This window comes from Cupriavidus sp. DB3 (assembly GCF_020418465.1).
GTDB classification, from domain to species: Bacteria; Pseudomonadota; Gammaproteobacteria; order Burkholderiales; family Burkholderiaceae; genus Cupriavidus; species Cupriavidus cauae.
Window position 1 is genome coordinate 66,558 of record NZ_JAIZPL010000006.1, and the last position, 16,683, is coordinate 83,240.

At 68.1% G+C, this 16,683-nt stretch carries 12 protein-coding genes; all 12 read left to right on the forward strand.

The window, feature by feature from the left end; translation table 11 throughout:
* Window positions 1-77: 77 nt before the first annotated feature.
* Window positions 78-821, forward strand: coding sequence for a glycerophosphodiester phosphodiesterase (gene ugpQ / locus K7G19_RS19510; RefSeq protein WP_226108926.1), 744 nt, complete (start codon window positions 78-80; stop codon window positions 819-821).
* A gap of 416 nt (window positions 822-1,237) precedes the next feature.
* Window positions 1,238-4,090 (forward strand): 2-oxoglutarate dehydrogenase E1 component, encoded by a 2,853-nt coding sequence (locus K7G19_RS19515; RefSeq protein ID WP_149319126.1) that lies wholly within the window; start codon window positions 1,238-1,240, stop codon window positions 4,088-4,090.
* A gap of 203 nt (window positions 4,091-4,293) precedes the next feature.
* Window positions 4,294-5,538, forward strand: coding sequence for a 2-oxoglutarate dehydrogenase complex dihydrolipoyllysine-residue succinyltransferase (odhB, locus tag K7G19_RS19520; RefSeq protein ID WP_226108688.1), 1,245 nt, complete (start codon window positions 4,294-4,296; stop codon window positions 5,536-5,538).
* Window positions 5,539-5,557: 19 nt separating this feature from the next.
* The gene (gene lpdA / locus K7G19_RS19525) at window positions 5,558-6,994 is read left to right on the forward strand and encodes a dihydrolipoyl dehydrogenase (protein WP_149319124.1); all 1,437 of its coding nucleotides are present in this window, start codon (window positions 5,558-5,560) and stop codon (window positions 6,992-6,994) included.
* A gap of 278 nt (window positions 6,995-7,272) precedes the next feature.
* Window positions 7,273-8,370, forward strand: coding sequence for a cell division protein ZapE (gene zapE / locus K7G19_RS19530; protein ID WP_226108689.1), 1,098 nt, complete (start codon window positions 7,273-7,275; stop codon window positions 8,368-8,370).
* Between the two features lie 235 nt (window positions 8,371-8,605).
* Window positions 8,606-11,302 carry a heavy metal translocating P-type ATPase gene (locus tag K7G19_RS19535; protein ID WP_226108690.1) on the forward strand — a complete coding sequence of 899 codons (2,697 nt, stop codon included), beginning with the start codon at window positions 8,606-8,608 and terminating at the stop codon, window positions 11,300-11,302.
* Between the two features lie 2 nt (window positions 11,303-11,304).
* Window positions 11,305-11,502, forward strand: coding sequence for a cbb3-type cytochrome oxidase assembly protein CcoS (gene ccoS / locus K7G19_RS19540; protein ID WP_149319121.1), 198 nt, complete (start codon window positions 11,305-11,307; stop codon window positions 11,500-11,502).
* A 126-nt stretch (window positions 11,503-11,628) separates the two neighbouring features.
* A complete protein-coding gene (gene ccoN, locus K7G19_RS19545; protein ID WP_226108691.1) occupies window positions 11,629-13,170 on the forward strand; it encodes a cytochrome-c oxidase, cbb3-type subunit I in 1,542 nt (513 codons plus the stop codon).
* Between the two features lie 19 nt (window positions 13,171-13,189).
* Complete coding sequence (ccoO, locus tag K7G19_RS19550; RefSeq protein ID WP_226108692.1) at window positions 13,190-13,960, forward strand: cytochrome-c oxidase, cbb3-type subunit II; 771 nt, start codon at window positions 13,190-13,192, stop codon at window positions 13,958-13,960.
* Window positions 13,961-13,962: 2 nt separating this feature from the next.
* Window positions 13,963-14,181: a hypothetical protein gene (locus K7G19_RS19555; RefSeq protein ID WP_226108693.1), complete on the forward strand. Its 219-nt coding sequence runs from the start codon at window positions 13,963-13,965 to the stop codon at window positions 14,179-14,181.
* Window positions 14,182-14,185: 4 nt separating this feature from the next.
* Entirely contained in the window at window positions 14,186-15,172 is a 987-nt protein-coding gene (gene ccoP / locus K7G19_RS19560; protein ID WP_226108694.1) for a cytochrome-c oxidase, cbb3-type subunit III, read from the forward strand.
* Window positions 15,173-15,224: 52 nt separating this feature from the next.
* Window positions 15,225-16,676 (forward strand): cytochrome c oxidase accessory protein CcoG, encoded by a 1,452-nt coding sequence (gene ccoG, locus K7G19_RS19565; RefSeq protein ID WP_226108696.1) that lies wholly within the window; start codon window positions 15,225-15,227, stop codon window positions 16,674-16,676.
* The last annotated feature ends 7 nt before the right edge of the window (window positions 16,677-16,683 follow it).

Here is a 16,683-nt window from a genome sequence, read left to right on the forward strand (position 1 = left end):
CCACCGAAACCGCAGCCGCCGAAACCGCAGTTGCCGACACCGCGGCGGCCGCGACCGCAGCCGCAGCCGCCGGCACGCTGCCGCCCTGGCCCTATCCCCGCACGATCGCCCATCGCGGCGCCGGCAAGCTGGCGCCCGAGAACACGCTGGCGGCCTTCCGCCACGGCGCCTCGTTCGGCTATCGGATGTTCGAGTTCGACGTCAAGCTGTCGGCCGACGGCAAGGCGGTGCTGCTGCACGACGCGACGCTGGAGCGCACCACCAGCGGCCGCGGCCGCGCCGATGCGCTGACGCTGGGCGAGCTCGCCCAGCTCGACGCCGGCAGCTGGCACAGCCCGGCCTATGCCGGCGAGCCGATCCCGACGCTGGCGGCGATCGCTGCCTACACGCGCGCCAACGGCCTGCACGTCAATATCGAGATCAAGCCGGTGCCGAGCACCGAGACCCGCACCGGCGCGGCGGTCGCGCTCGACGCGCTGGCGCTGTGGGCTGGCGCCGCCGTGCCGCCGCTGCTGTCGTCATTCTCCGAGGCGGCGCTGGAAGCCGCGCGCCGGGTCGCGCCGGACCTGCCACGCGCGCTGCTGCTCGACACGCTGCCCGCCGACTGGCTGGACCGGCTGGCGCGGCTGGGCTGCGTCGCGCTGGACGCCAATCATCGGGAACTGAATCAAGATGTGATTGAAGCGGCGCACCGGGCCGGCTATCGGGTCGCCTGCTATACCGTCAACGAGCCTGACCGTGCCGCGGCGCTGCTGGGGTGGGGCGTCGACGCGGTGATTACCGACGCGGTCGACCGGATCCCGCCGCGCGACGGAACATGAAACGGTGAAAGCGGTAAAGGCGGAGCGGTAAAGGCGGAGCGGTAAAAAGCAGAATGAAAGCCGTCTGAAAGAAAGCGACGGCATTTCGCAACAGCCATTCCCCGTTGCGAACGGGGTTTTCGGCTGGGAAAACCGGCAAGGCGCGCAATACCGCGGGAAATCGTTGGATCGGTGTTGCACTACCGGAAAAGAGCGGTGGACGTTTGCGCAAACGTGCTATTCTTACGCGCAGTGAAGACTTAGGTCCTTCCCCGCACAACTTGCCCTTCCGGGCTTCTGCGCGCCGGCACCCCAGTGGTGCCGTTTGCTTAGGGGCCTTCAAGAGTTGTTTGCAATCCGCTAACCGGTCAAGCCGTGTCGCGGAAGGTTGATAAACCCGCTTAACTTCGGCATACCCGAAGAATAGTGAGCGCCCCATGATGCAGCAGTATCAGAGCAATTCGTACCTCTTCGGCGGCAACGCGCCGTACGTGGAAGAGCTGTACGAAGCCTACCTCCAGAATCCCGCCTCCGTCCCCGACAACTGGCGCGCGTACTTCGACGCGATGCAGAACGTGCCGGCCGCGAACGGCACCGCCTCCCGAGACATTCCCCACGCACCGATCGTCGCCTCGTTCGCCGAGCGCGCCAAGCAGGGCCCGATCCGCACCATCGTCGCCTCGGCCGATGCCGACATGGGCCGCAAGCGCGTCGCCGCGACCCAGCTGATCGCCGCCTACCGCAACATCGGTTCGCACTGGGCCGACCTCGATCCGCTCAAGCGCCAGGAGCGTCCGCCCCTGCCGGATCTGGATCCCGCCTTCTACGGCTTCTCCGAGGCCGACCTCGACATCGTCTTCAATGCCAGCAACACCTATTTCGGCAAGGAGTCGATGAGCCTGCGCGAGCTGCTGCAGAACCTGCGCGAGACGTATTGCAGCAGCATCGGCGCCGAATTCATGTACATCAGCGACCAGGCGCAGAAGCGCTGGTGGCAGGAGCGCCTGGAGTCGACGCGCGCCCGTCCGGTGTTCACGGCCGAGAAGAAGAAGCACATCCTCGAGCGCCTGACCGCCGCCGAAGGCCTGGAGCGCTTCCTGCATACCAAGTACGTCGGCCAGAAGCGCTTCTCGCTGGAAGGCGGCGAGAGCTTCATCGCCGCGATGGACGAGCTGATCCAGCGCGCCGGCAAGCAGGGCGTGCAGGAAATCGTCATCGGCATGGCCCACCGAGGCCGCCTGAACGTGCTGGTCAACACGCTGGGCAAGATGCCCGCCGACCTGTTCGCCGAATTCGAAGGCAAGCACGTCGACGATCTGCCGGCAGGCGACGTCAAGTACCACAAGGGCTTCTCCAGCGATGTGTCGACGGAAGGCGGCCCGGTCCACCTGTCGCTCGCCTTCAACCCGTCGCACCTGGAAATCGTCAACCCGGTGGTCGAGGGCTCGGCCAAGGCGCGCCAGGAGCGCCGCGGCGAAGCCGGCCATCGCGAGGTGCTGCCGGTGCAGGTGCACGGCGACGCGGCCTTCGCCGGCCAGGGCGTCGTGATGGAAACGCTGAACCTGGCCCAGACCCGCGGCTACGGTACCGGCGGCACGATGCACATCGTGATCAACAACCAGATCGGCTTCACCACCTCGGACCCGCGCGACGCCCGTTCGACGCTGTACTGTACCGACGTGGTCAAGATGATCGAAGCGCCGGTGCTGCACGTCAACGGCGACGATCCCGAGGCCGTCGTGTTCGCGATGCAGCTGGCGGTCGACTACCGCATGGAGTTCAAGAAGGATGTCGTCGTCGACATCATCTGCTTCCGCAAGCTGGGCCACAACGAGCAGGACACCCCGGCGGTCACGCAGCCGCTGATGTACAAGAAGATCTCGGCGCACCCGGGCACCCGCAAGGTGTACGCCGACAAGCTGGCCACGCAGAACGTGGTGCCGGCCGACTTCGGCGACGAGCTGGTCAAGGCCTACCGCGCCGCGATGGACGCGGGCAAGCACACGGTCGATCCGGTGCTGTCGAACTTCAAGAACAAGTTCGCCGTCGACTGGATGCCGTTCCTGAACCGCAAGTGGACCGACGCCGCCGACACCGCCGTGCCGGTGACCGAGCTCAAGCGCCTGGCCGAGCGGATCACCACGATTCCCGAACAGTTCAAGCTGCATCCGCTGGTCGAGAAGGTGATCAAGGACCGCGCCAACATGGGCCGCGGCGACCAGCCGCTGGACTGGGGCATGGGCGAGCATCTGGCCTTCGCCTCGCTGGTGGCATCGGGCTATCCGGTGCGCATCACCGGCCAGGACGCCGGCCGCGGCACCTTCACGCACCGCCACGCCGTGCTGCATGACCAGAACCGCGAGCGCTGGGATGCGGGCACCTACGTGCCGCTGCAGAACGTGTCGGAAGGCCAGGCCCCGTTCACCGTGATCGACTCGGTGCTGTCCGAGGAAGCGGTGCTGGGCTTCGAGTACGGCTACTCGACCGCCGAGCCGAACGCGCTGGTGATCTGGGAAGCGCAGTTCGGCGACTTCGTCAACGGCGCGCAGGTCGTGATCGACCAGTTCATCTCGTCGGGCGAAGTCAAGTGGGGCCGCGCCTCGGGCCTGACGCTGATGCTGCCGCACGGCTACGAAGGCCAGGGCCCGGAACACAGCTCGGCGCGCATCGAGCGCTTCCTGCAGCTGTGCGCGGACCACAATATGCAGGTCTGCCAGCCGACCACGCCGGCGCAGATCTTCCACCTGCTGCGCCGCCAGATGATCCGGCTGTTCCGCAAGCCGCTGGTCATCATGACGCCGAAGTCGCTGCTGCGTAACAAGGACGCGGTGTCGCCGCTGTCGGATCTGGCCAAGGGCCATTTCGAGACCGTGATCGGCGAGCACGAGGAACTGAACGCCAGCAAGGTCAAGCGCGTGATCATGTGCTCGGGCAAGGTCTATTACGACCTGGTCGCGACGCGCAAGGAGCGGGGCGCCAGCGATGTCGCCATCATCCGCCTCGAGCAGCTCTATCCGTTCCCGCACAAGGCGGTGGCCGCCGAACTGAAGAAGTATCCGAACGCCACCGAGATCGTGTGGTGCCAGGACGAGCCGCAGAACCAGGGCGCCTGGTTCTTCGTCCAGCACTACATCATGGAGAACATGACGGAAGGGCAGAAGCTGGGCTACGCCGGCCGTCCGGCGTCGGCTTCGCCGGCCGTGGGCTACTACGCCAAGCACAACGAGCAACAGAAGGCGCTGCTGGACGCGGCGTTCTCCAAGCTCAAGGGCTTCGTGCTGAGCAAGTAAGCGCCAGTGCGGGCAGGGCGCGCCGTCGGCGGGCCCTGCCGCGCTGCGCTTGCCGCTTTGCTTGCACCTGCGCCCCGCAATCCCCGATCGCATCGCATTGCTTCGAACCGCATCGGACCGCGCCAGTCGCTCCCTTGATCACGACTGCGCCGGTTCGCCCCGAATACCGCTGAATACACGCATCTAGCGAGGAAACTCCCACCATGGCCATTGTTGACGTCAAGGTCCCGCAACTGTCCGAATCCGTCGCCGAGGCGACCCTGCTGAACTGGAAGAAGAAGCCCGGTGAAGCGGTCGCGCAGGACGAAATCCTGATCGAAATCGAGACCGACAAGGTCGTGCTCGAAGTGCCGGCACCCTCCGCGGGCGTGCTGTCGCAGATCGTCAAGAACGACGGCGACACCGTGACGGCCGATGAAGTCATCGCCAAGATCGATACCGAAGCCACCGCCGGCGCCGCCGCACCGGCCGCCGCCGCGCCGGCTCCGGCACCGGCTCCGGCCGCCGCACCGGCCGCTGCCGCGCCTGCCGCCGCCGGCGCCGTGGCGATGCCGTCGGCCGCCAAGCTGATGGCCGAGCAAGGCCTGTCGGCCGGCCAGGTCGCCGGCACCGGCAAGGATGGCCGCATCACCAAGGGCGACGTGCTCGCCGCCGGTTCGGCGCCCGCCGCCAAGGCCGCCCCGGCCCCGGCCGCCAAGCCGGCCCTGCAGCAGGTCTCCGCACCGGTCGACTTCGCCGCGCTGGGCGATCGTCCGGAAGAGCGCGTGCCGATGAGCCGCCTGCGCGCCCGTATCGCCGAGCGTCTGCTGCAATCGCAACAGACCAATGCCATCCTCACCACCTTCAACGAAGTCAACATGAAGCCGGTGATGGATCTGCGCAACAAGTACAAGGACCGCTTCGAGAAGGAACACGGCGTCAAGCTGGGCTTCATGTCCTTCTTCGTCAAGGCGGCCGTGCACGCGCTGAAGAAGTACCCGATCATCAACGCCTCGGTCGACGGCAACGACATCGTCTACCACGGCTACTTCGACATCGGCATCGCGGTCGGTTCGCCGCGCGGCCTGGTGGTGCCTATCCTGCGCAACGCCGACCAGATGAGCCTGGCCGACATCGAGAAGAAGATCGCCGAGTTCGGCGCCAAGGCCCGTGACGGCAAGCTGTCGCTGGACGAGCTGTCGGGCGGTACCTTCTCGATCTCGAACGGCGGCGTGTTCGGCTCGATGCTGTCGACCCCGATCATCAACCCGCCGCAATCGGCGATCCTGGGCGTGCACGCCACCAAGGACCGCGCCGTGGTCGAAGACGGCCAGATCGTGATCCGTCCGATGAACTACCTGGCGATGTCCTACGACCACCGCATCATCGACGGCCGCGAAGCCGTGCTGGGCCTGGTGGCGATGAAGGAAGCGCTGGAAGATCCGGCCCGCCTGCTGCTGGACCTGTAATCGACGCCGAGGAATCCTGATGAGCAAACAATTCGACGTGCTGGTGATCGGCGCCGGCCCCGGCGGCTATATCGCCGCGATCCGCGCCGCCCAGCTGGGCATGAATGTCGCCTGCTGCGAAGACAATCCCTATGACGACCCGAAGGGCGAGCCGCGCCTGGGCGGCACCTGCCTGAACGTGGGCTGCATCCCGTCCAAGGCGATGCTGGCCTCGTCGGAGGAAGTCGAGAACGTGCAGCACCATCTCGGCGACCACGGCATCACGGTCGGTGACGTCAAGGTCGACGTGGCCAAGATGCTCAAGCGCAAGGACGACATCGTCGGCAAGATGACCAAGGGCATCGAGTTCCTGTTCCGCAAGAACAAGATCACGCTGCTCAAGGGCCATGGCAAGTTCGTCGGCAAGGGCGCCGAGGGCTTCCAGGTCGAGATCGCCGGCAAGGCCGGCAGCGAGACCGTGACCGCGAAGCAGGTCATCATCGCCACCGGCTCGAAGGCCCGCCATCTGCCGGGCATCGCGGTCGACAACAAGCTGGTCAACGATAACGAGGGCGCGCTGAAGTTCGCCGAAGTGCCGAAGAAGCTGGGCGTGATCGGCGCGGGCGTGATCGGCCTGGAGCTGGGTTCGGTGTGGCGCCGTCTGGGTGCCGACGTGACCGTGCTCGAGGCGCTGCCGTCGTTCCTCGGTGCCGCCGACGAAGGCGTCGCCAAGGAAGCGCAGAAGCTGCTGACCAAGCAGGGCCTGAAGTTCAGCCTGGGCGTCAAGGTCAACGAGGTGAAGACCGGCGACAACAACGTCACTGTCAGCTACACCGACAAGGACGGCAACGCGCAGACGCTGGAAGTCGATCGCCTGATCGTGTCGGTCGGCCGCGTGCCGAACACCGACAACCTGGGTCTGGACGCCGTTGGCCTCGCCACCGACGAGCGCGGCTTCATTCCGGTCGACGACCACTGCGCGACTTCGGTGCCGGGCCTGTGGGCGATCGGCGACGTGGTGCGCGGCCCGATGCTGGCGCACAAGGCCGAGGACGAAGGCGTGGCCGTGGCCGAGCGCATCGCCGGCCAGAAGCCGCACATCGACTACAACTGCATTCCGTGGGTGATCTACACCTACCCGGAAATCGCCTGGGTCGGCAAGACCGAGCAGCAGCTGAAGGCCGAGGGCCGCGAGTACAAGTCGGGCCAGTTCCCGTTCGTGGCCAACGGCCGCGCGCTGGGCATGGGCGCCTCGGACGGCTTCGTCAAGATGCTGGCGGATGCCAGGACCGACGAGATCCTGGGCGTGCACGTGGTCGCGGCCAATGCGTCGGACCTGATCGCCGAAGCCGTGGTGGCGATGGAGTTCAAGGCCGCCAGCGAGGATATCGGCCGGGTGTGCCACCCGCACCCGTCGATGTCCGAGGTGATGCGCGAAGCCGCGCTCGCGGTGGACAAGCGTCAGCTCAATATGTAAGCCGCGGCACGGCTCTTCGTGGAGCCGTGTTCGCTCTCGTGCGGGCGAGGATGGTCTTTCCCGTTCGCGAGAGCGCCCTGGTGTTCTCCCTCTCCCGCTTGCGGAAGAGGGTCGGGGAGAGGGCGGGGCGCTTGCCTTGCGTCGGCGGTCGATCGACCGCCGGCTGCCCTCTCCCCAGCCCCTCTCCCGCTCGTGGGAGAGGGGAGCCCTCGCGGCGCGCCGTGATGGCCATGCCATGCCCTTCGCGGCGAATCCGCCGTTACCTTTCCTTCCCCCCGATGAACGTCACCGAGTACTACCACCACGAACTGCAGCAGCGCGGCTATCGGTCCGACGAGGCGCAGTTGCGCGCGGTGGCGCGGCTGCAGCAGTGCTACGACGAATGGGTCGCCTACAAGCAGCGGCGCAACAATGCGCTGAAGAAGCTGCTGATCCGGCCCGAGGTGCCCAAGGGCGTCTATCTGTGGGGCGGGGTGGGGCGCGGCAAGTCCTTCCTGATGGACAGCTTCTACCACTGCGTGCCGGTGGTCAGGAAGACCCGCCTGCATTTCCACGAGTTCATGCGCGAGGTGCATCGCCAGCTCGAGGAACTGCGCGGCCGGCCCGATCCGCTGGACGAGCTGGCCAAACGGATCGCCCGCAAGTACCGGCTGATCTGTTTCGATGAATTCCATGTCAGCGATGTCGCCGACGCCATGATCCTGCATCGGCTGCTGGAGCAGATGTTCGAGAACGGCGTGCAGTTCGTGATGACGTCGAACTACCGCCCGGACCTGCTGTATCCGGACGGCCTGCATCGCGACCGCATCCTGCCCGCGATCGCGCTGCTCGAGCGCAAGCTCGACGTGCTGAACGTCGATGCCGGCATCGATTACCGCAAGCGCACGCTGGAGCAGGTACAGGCCTATTACACGCCGCTGGACGCCAAGGCCAGCGCGGCGCTGCGCGACGCCTTCGCGGCGCTGGCCGGCATCGCCGACGAATCGCCGATCCTGCATATCGAGAAGCGCGAGCTGCATGCGCTGCGCAAGGCCAACGGCGTGGTCTGGTTCGACTTCCCCACGCTGTGCGGCGGCCCGCGTTCGCAGAACGACTATCTGGAGCTGGCCGAGCGCTTCCACACCGTGATCCTGTCGGACGTGCCGAAGATGACGCCTCGGATGTCGTCGGAGGCGCGCCGCTTCACCTGGCTGGTCGACGTGTTCTACGACCACAAGGTCAAGCTGCTGATGTCGGCCGAGGTGCCGCCCGACGAGCTGTATGTCGAAGGCCAGATGGCCAACGAATTCCATCGCACGGTCTCGCGCATCATCGAGATGCAGTCGCGCGAGTATCTGGAGGCGCCGCGGCGCACCGGCGTCACGGAACTGGCCTGAGCGGCCTGAGGGTGCGGGCCTGAGCGGTCCGTGCGGCCCGTGCGGCCAGAGCCCCCCATGACGGCCACAGCGGCCACAGCGGCCATGGCGGCCAGAGCGGCGTGGGCTGCCCGGCCTACCTGAGCCGCTCCTGGCCGCGACGCCTTGCACGGCGTACCGATTGCGTGCGCCTTGACCGGGATCAAATGGCCGCCCGGCCGCGATCCCTAGAATCGATCGGACATCCAGGACCACGATGCCGATCGCCTTCGCCCCTTCCTCCCACACCGAACCATCGGCGTCCGCCACATCGGCGCACGCCGCGGCGGACGGCCCGACCGACGCCGCCTGCTGTTTCCATTGCGGACTGCCGACCGGCGCCGCGCCGGACGCGCTGCGCGCGGAGGTCGGCGGCATGCCGCGCGCCTTCTGTTGCGCCGGCTGCCTGGCGCTGGCGCAGGCGCTGGACCAGGCCGGCTTCGCCCATCTCTATGGCGGCGAGTTCCGCTTCGGCCGGCCGCTGGACGCGGCGGCACGGGGCCGGCTCGAGCCCGTCTGGCATGCCTACGACACCGAGGAGCTGCGCGCGCGTTTCGTGCGGCGGCTCGACGGCGCGGCGGAAGCGCGGCCGCAGGAACGATTCGAAATCACGCTGGCGCCCGACAATATCCGCTGCGCCGCCTGTGCCTGGCTGATCGAGCAGAAGCTCGCGCAACTGCCCGGCGTCGAGACCGCGGTCGTCAATCTGGCCACGCGCCGCGTGCTGGTGCGCTGGCGCGGCCGCGCGCTGACCGTGGCCGCTCTGCTGGGCGCGCTCGCCGATATTGGCTACACGGCCTGGCCGTTCGAATTCTCCGCGGCGGACCGGCAGGACGGCGCGGCAAGGCAGGGCCTGCTGATGCGGCTGGCGGTGGCCATGCTCGGCATGATGCAGGTGATGATGTACGCGTGGCCCGTCTATACGCATGAAGGCACCATCGCGGCGACGCATCTGCGCCTGCTGCAATGGGCCAGCCTGGCGCTGACGCTGCCGGTGATCGTCTACAGCGCGGCGCCGATCTTTGCGGGTGCGTGGCGCAGCCTGCGCCAGCGCCATGTCGGCATGGACGTGCCGGTCGCGCTGGGGCTGGCGGCCGCGTTCGGCGCCAGCGTGCTTGCCACCGTGCGCGGCACTGGCGAGGTCTACTACGACTCGGTCACGATGTTCGTCGCCTTGCTGCTGCTGGCGCGCTATCTCGAATTGCGCGTGCGCCAGGCCTCGCGCAGCGGCGCGGAGATGCTGGCGCGACAGTTGCCGGCCACCTGCGAGCAATTGTTCCCTGACGGCACGGTGCGGCGCGTGCCGGTTGCGCGGCTGGCGCCGGGCGACCGCGTGCGCGTGCGCGCCGGCGAGATCGTGCCGGCCGACGGCGAGATCCTCGAGGGCAGCAGCGATCTGGACGAGTCGATGCTGAGCGGCGAAAGCCGGCCGGTGCCGCGTGGACCGGGCCAGCCGGTGCTCGCGGGCTGCTACAACGCCAGCAGTCCGCTGATGATCGCGGTGCGGCGGATCGGGGCGGGCACGCGCCTGGCCGAGATCGTCGCGCTGCTCGAACGCGCGCTGGCCGACAAGCCGCGGCTCGCGGTGATCGCCGATCGCGTGGCGGCGTGGTTCGTCGCCGCGCTGCTGCTGATAGCGGCGGCCGTGGGCCTGCTGTGGTGGACCATCGTGCCGGAGCGCGCGCTGATGGTGACCGTCGCGGTGCTGGTGGTCAGCTGCCCGTGCGCGCTGTCGCTGGCGACGCCGGCGGCGCTGGCGGCGGCCGGCGCGGCGCTGTCGCGGCGCGGCGTGCTGTTGACGCGCGGCCATGCGCTGGAAACGCTCGCCGGTGTCACCGATGTCGTGCTGGACAAGACCGGCACGCTGACCGAGGGGCGGTTTGCGGTCGCCAACGTGATCGCGCTCGGCAAGCTGGCGCAGGCCGACTGCCTGGCGCTGGCCGGTGCGCTGTGCCGCGGCGGCGAGCATCCGGTGGCGCGGGCGCTGGTGGCCGCGGCGGAGCGCGCGGCGAGCCCTGGCGGTGTCTCTGGTTTCACCGCCGGCGGCCTGAACTTCGAACCACTGCCGACGCAACTGCGCAATCGCCCGGGGCAGGGCGTGGAGGCGCTGCTCGACGGCCGTCCGATACGCGTAGGGCGGCGCGACTTCGTCGAGGCGTTGGTGCCGCCGGCGCTGGTTCCGTCCACGCTGGTTCCGTCCACGCTGGTTCCCCCCGCGCTGGTGCCGCCCGCGCCGGAGACGCCGGCGCTGGTTCCGTCAGGTCCCGCCGGCAACGAGGCGGCCCTCGATGCGCTGCGCCACCATCTGCACGACGGCGCCTCGCCGGTGTGGCTGGGCGACGAAGGCGGACTGCTCGCCGTCTTCGTGCTGTCGGACAGCGAGCGCGCGCAGGCGGCCGAACTGCTGGCGCGCCTGCGCGCGCTCGGACTGCGCTGCCATCTGGTTTCGGGCGACAGCCAGCCGACGGTGCGCTGGTGGGCCCGCCATTTCGGCATCGAAGCCGCGCAAGGGCGCATCAGTCCCGAGGGCAAGCGCGACTACGTGGCCGCCTTGCAGCGCGATGGCGCGGTGGTACTTGCGATCGGCGACGGCATCAACGACGGGCCGGTGCTGGCGCAGGCGCAGGTGTCGATAGCGCTCGCCAGCGGCGCGCCGCTCGCGCAGGTCGGCGCCGATGCGGTGCTGACCCACGACGGCATCGCCGACGTCGCCACCGCGCTGGCCATCGGGCGCCGCGCGCGCGCGGTGATCCGGCAGAACCTGGCCTGGGCCTTCGCCTACAACATGGTGGCCATTCCGCTGGCCGCCAGCGGCCATGTCAACGCCTGGATGGCCGGGATCGGCATGTCGCTGTCCTCGCTGCTGGTGGTCGCCAATGCCTGGCGCCTGCTGCGCGTGCCGAAGGTGCGCTAGCGATGGACACGCTGTTCCTGCTGGTGCCGATGAGCCTCGCGCTGGTCGCGCTGATCGCCGCGGCGCTGTGGTGGGCGCTGCGCGCCGGGCAATACGACGATCTCGAGCGGCCGGGGCAGGCGATCCTGCTCGACAACGACCGCCCCGATGCGAAGGCGGGCGCCGCGCGGCAGCCGGGCCGTTGCGATCTTCCCCACTGAGGTTCCCCGGGGCGCCATGCATCTGCACGGCGCTTGATCCGGATCAAGGGCGCGCCGCCCGACCCCCTCTACATTGCCTTCATCGCCTTCTTCTTTCCTGTTCCATATCCATCCTTGGGGGTCCGAATGGATGTCACCGCCGCCGGCCTGACCGGCACGGCCACGCCCGCGCGCGCCGCCGACACCTTCAACTATCACGTCGTGAGGCAATTCGCCGTCATGACCGTGGTCTGGGGGATCGTCGGCATGGCGGTCGGCGTGCTGCTCGCCGCGCAACTGATCTGGCCTGAACTCAATTTCGATACGCCGTGGCTGTCGTTCGGACGGCTGCGCCCGCTGCATACCAATGCGGTGATCTTCGCCTTCGGCGGCAGCGCGCTGTTCGCCACCTCGTACTACGTGGTGCAGCGGACCTGCCAGGCGCGGCTGTTTGCCGCGCCGCTGGCGGCCTTCACCTTCTGGGGCTGGCAGATCGTGATCGTCGCCGCGGCGATCACGCTGCCGCTGGGCATCACGACCTCGAAGGAATACGCCGAGCTGGAATGGCCGATCGATCTGCTGATCGCGGCGGTATGGGTGGCCTATGCGATCGTGTTCTTCGGCACCATCGCCCGCCGCAAGACCCGCCATATCTACGTGGCCAACTGGTTCTTCGGCGCCTACATCCTGACGATCGCGATCCTGCATATCGTCAACAACATCGAGCTGCCGGCGTCGCTGTGGAAGTCGTATTCCGCCTATGCGGGCGTGCAGGACGCGATGGTGCAGTGGTGGTACGGCCATAACGCGGTCGGCTTCTTCCTGACCACCAGCTTCCTCGGCATGATGTACTACTTCATTCCGAAGCAGGCCGAGCGCCCGATCTATTCGTACCGGCTGTCGATCGTCCATTTCTGGGCACTGAACTTCACCTATATGTGGGCCGGCCCGCACCACCTGCAGTACACCGCGCTGCCGGACTGGGCGCAGTCGCTCGGCATGGTGTTCTCGCTGATCCTGCTGGCCCCGTCGTGGGGCGGCATGATCAACGGGATCATGACGATGTCGGGCGCCTGGCACAAGCTGCGCACCGATCCGATCCTGAAGTTCCTGGTGGTGGCGCTGTCCTTCTACGGCATGGCGACCTTCGAGGGGTCGATGATGTCGATCAAGACGGTCAACGCGCTGTCGCACTACACCGACTGGACCATCGGCCACGTGCATTCGGGCGCGCTGGGCTGGGTCGCGATGATCACGATCGGCTCGCTGTACTACCTGGTGCCGCGCCTGTTCGGCCAGCAGCGGATGTACAGCACGCGCCTGGTCGAATGGCACTTCTGGATCGCGACCATCGGCGTGGTGCTCTATATCGCCTCGATGTGGATCGCCGGCGTGATGGAAGGGCTCATGTGGCGCGCCACGCAGCCCGACGGCACGCTGACCTACGCGTTCGTCGAAGCGGTCAAGGCCAAATATCCGTTCTACCTGATCCGTCTGCTGGGCGGCCTGTGCTTCCTCGCCGGCATGCTGGTGATGTCGTGGAACGTGGCGCGCACCATCGCGGGCCGCCGCGCCTTCGATCCCGTGATTCCGGCGGGGGCCACCGTCGGGACCGCCGTTGCGGCCTCCGCCGGCACCGCCGCCACCGCCGCCACCGCCGCCACCGCCGCCACCGCTCCCGCCGCCTGAACGCCATCCGGATTCCATCATGTCCCAACAACGACGCTTCTTTTCGCACGAGACGCTGGAGAAGAACATCGGCTGGCTGATCGTCTGCACCATCGTGGTGGTCAGCATCGCCGGCTTCGTGCAGATCCTGCCGCTGTTCTTCCAGCATTCGACCACGCAGCCCGATCCGGGCATCGTCCCTTACTCGCCGCTGCGGCTGATGGGGCGCGACATCTATATCCGCGAGGGCTGCGTCGGCTGCCATTCGCAGCAGGTGCGCACGCTGCAGGCCGAGGTCGAGCGCTACGGCCCTTACTCGACCGCCGGCGAATCGGTCTACGACCATCCCTTCCTGTGGGGCTCCAAGCGTACCGGCCCGGACCTGGCGCGCGTGGGCGGCCGCTACTCGGACGACTGGCAACGCATCCATCTGCGCAATCCGCGCGATGTCGTGCCCGAGTCGGTGATGCCTTCCTATCCGTGGCTGGCGAAGACCGTGCTGCCGACCGACGACATCCGCCAGCGCATGCGAACGCTGCGCACGCTCGGCGTGCCGTACAGCGACGCCGACATCGAGGCGGCGCCCGACGCGCTGAATGGCAGGACCGAAGAGGACGCGCTGGTGGCGTATCTGCAGGGCCTGGGCACCAATCGCCGCACCGTCGGCATCGAGGTCGCGGGCGTGGACCGCCGCGTAGACGGTAGTGCGGGCAGCAGCTCAGGCAGCAGTACAGACGGTAGCGCGGACGGCGGTGCAGACGGCAGCGCAGACCCCGCCACGGCAGGCGGCGCGCCGAGCGGGAGCCAATGACCATGGCGACCCTGACCGCGTTTTCCACGCTGATCTTCCTCGTCGTCTTTATCGGCATCGTCTGCTGGGCGTGGTCCGGCGGGCGGCGCCATGCCAATCGCGAAGCCGCCTGGCTGCCGTTCGCGCTCCCCGACGAGGCGGGCGGCGAAGAGGCCATGGGCGAACGCACGGACGTGCCGCGCGACGCCGCGCATCCGTACGCCATCGAGCAGGGACATTGATGTCATGAGCGACTTTATTTCCGATTTCTGGGGCTACTACATCGCCGCCATTGCGCTGGGCGGCATCGTCTGGTGCGTCTGGCTGCTGTTCTCGCAGACGCGCGTGGCCAAGGTCGCGGCCGCCTCGGGCGCTGCCACTTCGGGCGCGGCCGGCACGGCGGGCGGCGCCGACACCGGCGCGGCGGCGCAGGACACCGGCCACGTCTGGGACGACGATCTGCGCGAGCTGAACAACCCGCTGCCGCGCTGGTGGATGTGGATGTTCCTGCTGAGCTGCGTGTTCGCGCTCGGCTATCTGGTGCTGTATCCGGGCCTGGGCGCGTACGGCGGCATGCTGGGCTTCACCAGCCAGGGCGAGCTGGCGGCGCAGCGGCAGGCCGCGCTGCGTGGCCAGCAGGCGGTGTACGGCAAGTACATGGACCTGAAGATCGAACAGGTGGCCGCCGATCCCGAGGCGCGCGAGATCGGCCAGCGGCTGTTCCTGAACTACTGCGCGCAGTGCCATGGGTCGGACGCGCGCGGCAGCCGCGGCTTTCCCGACCTGACCGACCGCGACTGGCTCCATGGCGGCGACCCCGCCACCATCATGCAGAGCATCGCCAAGGGCCGGCATGGCGTGATGCCGTCGTTCGCCGCCGTCATCGACGAGAAGGCCGCGGGCGATGTCGCGCAATACGTGCGCTCGCTGTCGGGGCTCGCCTTCAACCCGATCCGCGCGGCTCGCGGCGAGCCGGTCTTCAAGACGACCTGCGTCGCCTGCCACGGCGGCACGGGCAAGGGCAACCAGGCGCTGGGCGCGCCCAACCTGACCGACAAGATCTGGCTGCACGGCAGCGCCGAGGCCAATATCGTCAAGGCGATCCTGCAGGGCCACGACAACCGGATGCCCGCGCACGAGGACATCCTGAGCCCCGAGCGCATCCGCATGCTGACCGCCTATGTGTGGGGCTTGTCCGCCGACACCGGCACGATGCCGGCCGCGGGGCGGTGATGGACATCGCTTGCGGCAACGGGTCAGCCATGCGGCCACTGCGAGGACAGCCATGAACGCCCCCGGCATCGATTCGACCGAGGCCTCGCTGTACGAGGTCCGGCGCAAGATCTATCCGCGCGCCGTCACCGGCGCGTTCGCCAGCTGGCGCGTCGCGATGGTGCTGGCCACGCAGCTGGTGTTCTACGGCACGCCGTGGCTGCAATGGAACGGCCGCCAGGCGGTGCTGTTCGATCTGGGCGCGCGCAAGTTCTATCTGTTCGGCCTGGTGCTGTGGCCGCAGGACGTGATCTACCTGGCCGTGCTGCTGGTGATCTCGGCGCTGTCGCTGTTCCTGTTCACCGCGATCGCCGGACGGCTGTTCTGCGGCTATGCCTGTCCGCAGACCGTCTATACCGAGATCTTCCTGTGGATCGAGCGCCAGGTCGAGGGCGACCGCATCGCGCGCATCCGGCTCGACGGCGAGCGCTGGACCGCGCGCAAGCTGCGCGTCAAGGCCACCAAGCATCTGCTGTGGATCGCGATCGCGCTGTGGACCGGCTTCACCTTCGTCGGCTACTTCTCGCCGATCGATGCGCTGGGCAGGGCGGTGCTGACTCTGTCGACCGGGCCGTGGGAGACGTTCTGGATCGGCTTCTACGCGTTCGCCACCTGGGGCAATGCCGGCTTCATGCGCGAGCAGGTCTGCAAGTACATGTGCCCCTATGCGCGGTTCCAGAGCGTGATGGTCGATAAGGACACCTATGTGGTGACCTATGACGCGCAGCGCGGCGAGCCGCGCGGCTCGCGCTCGCGCAAGGCCGACCCGCGCGCGCTGGGCATCGGCGACTGCGTGGACTGCAGCATCTGCGTGCAGGTCTGCCCGACCGGCATCGACATCCGCGACGGGCTCCAGTACGAGTGCATCGGCTGCGGCGCGTGCATCGATGCCTGCAATCAGGTCATGGACAAGATGCGCTATCCGCGCGGGCTGATCCGCTATACGTCCGAGAACGCGATGCGGCGCGCGTTGTCGGCGGCCAACGCGCGCCGCCGCGTGATCCGCCCGCGCATCGTGCTGTATGCGGTGCTGTGGCTGGCGCTGGTCGGCGGCTTCGTCTGGTCGGTGGCGGTGCGCACGCCGCTGAAGGTGGACATCATCCGCGACCGCCAGGCGCTGGCGCGCGAAGTGGAAGGGCGCTGGATCGAAAACGTCTACCGGCTGCAGCTGATCAACACCACCGAAGGCGAGATGGACATCGCCATCGCGGCGGAAAGTCCGGGATTGCCGGGACTGTCGGTCGAGTACGAGCGCGGCGCCGGCCATCTGGCACCAACCTCCAACCGGCTGCTGCCGCTGCGGCTGCGCGTGCCGCTGGAGCAGGCGGCGTCGGGCACCCATGTGGTCGACATCGTGGTCAGCGGCGCGCGGGCCGAAGCCGGCGCGGGCACGGGTACGGGCACGGACACCAGTGGCGTGCAGGTGCGGCAGTCCACCCGTTTCATCATTCCCGACCAACCTTGACGAGGCA

Coding starts and splice junctions, on each gene's coding strand:
- K7G19_RS19555 (WP_226108693.1), top strand. CDS start 13,963: ATGGCGACCCTGACCGCGTTTTCCACGCTGATCTTCCTCGTCGTCTTT.
- lpdA (WP_149319124.1), top strand. CDS start 5,558: ATGAGCAAACAATTCGACGTGCTGGTGATCGGCGCCGGCCCCGGCGGC.
- ccoS (WP_149319121.1), top strand. CDS start 11,305: ATGGACACGCTGTTCCTGCTGGTGCCGATGAGCCTCGCGCTGGTCGCG.
- K7G19_RS19535 (WP_226108690.1), top strand. CDS start 8,606: ATGCCGATCGCCTTCGCCCCTTCCTCCCACACCGAACCATCGGCGTCC.
- K7G19_RS19515 (WP_149319126.1), top strand. CDS start 1,238: ATGATGCAGCAGTATCAGAGCAATTCGTACCTCTTCGGCGGCAACGCG.
- ccoP (WP_226108694.1), top strand. CDS start 14,186: ATGAGCGACTTTATTTCCGATTTCTGGGGCTACTACATCGCCGCCATT.
- zapE (WP_226108689.1), top strand. CDS start 7,273: ATGAACGTCACCGAGTACTACCACCACGAACTGCAGCAGCGCGGCTAT.
- ccoG (WP_226108696.1), top strand. CDS start 15,225: ATGAACGCCCCCGGCATCGATTCGACCGAGGCCTCGCTGTACGAGGTC.
- ccoO (WP_226108692.1), top strand. CDS start 13,190: ATGTCCCAACAACGACGCTTCTTTTCGCACGAGACGCTGGAGAAGAAC.
- ccoN (WP_226108691.1), top strand. CDS start 11,629: ATGGATGTCACCGCCGCCGGCCTGACCGGCACGGCCACGCCCGCGCGC.
- odhB (WP_226108688.1), top strand. CDS start 4,294: ATGGCCATTGTTGACGTCAAGGTCCCGCAACTGTCCGAATCCGTCGCC.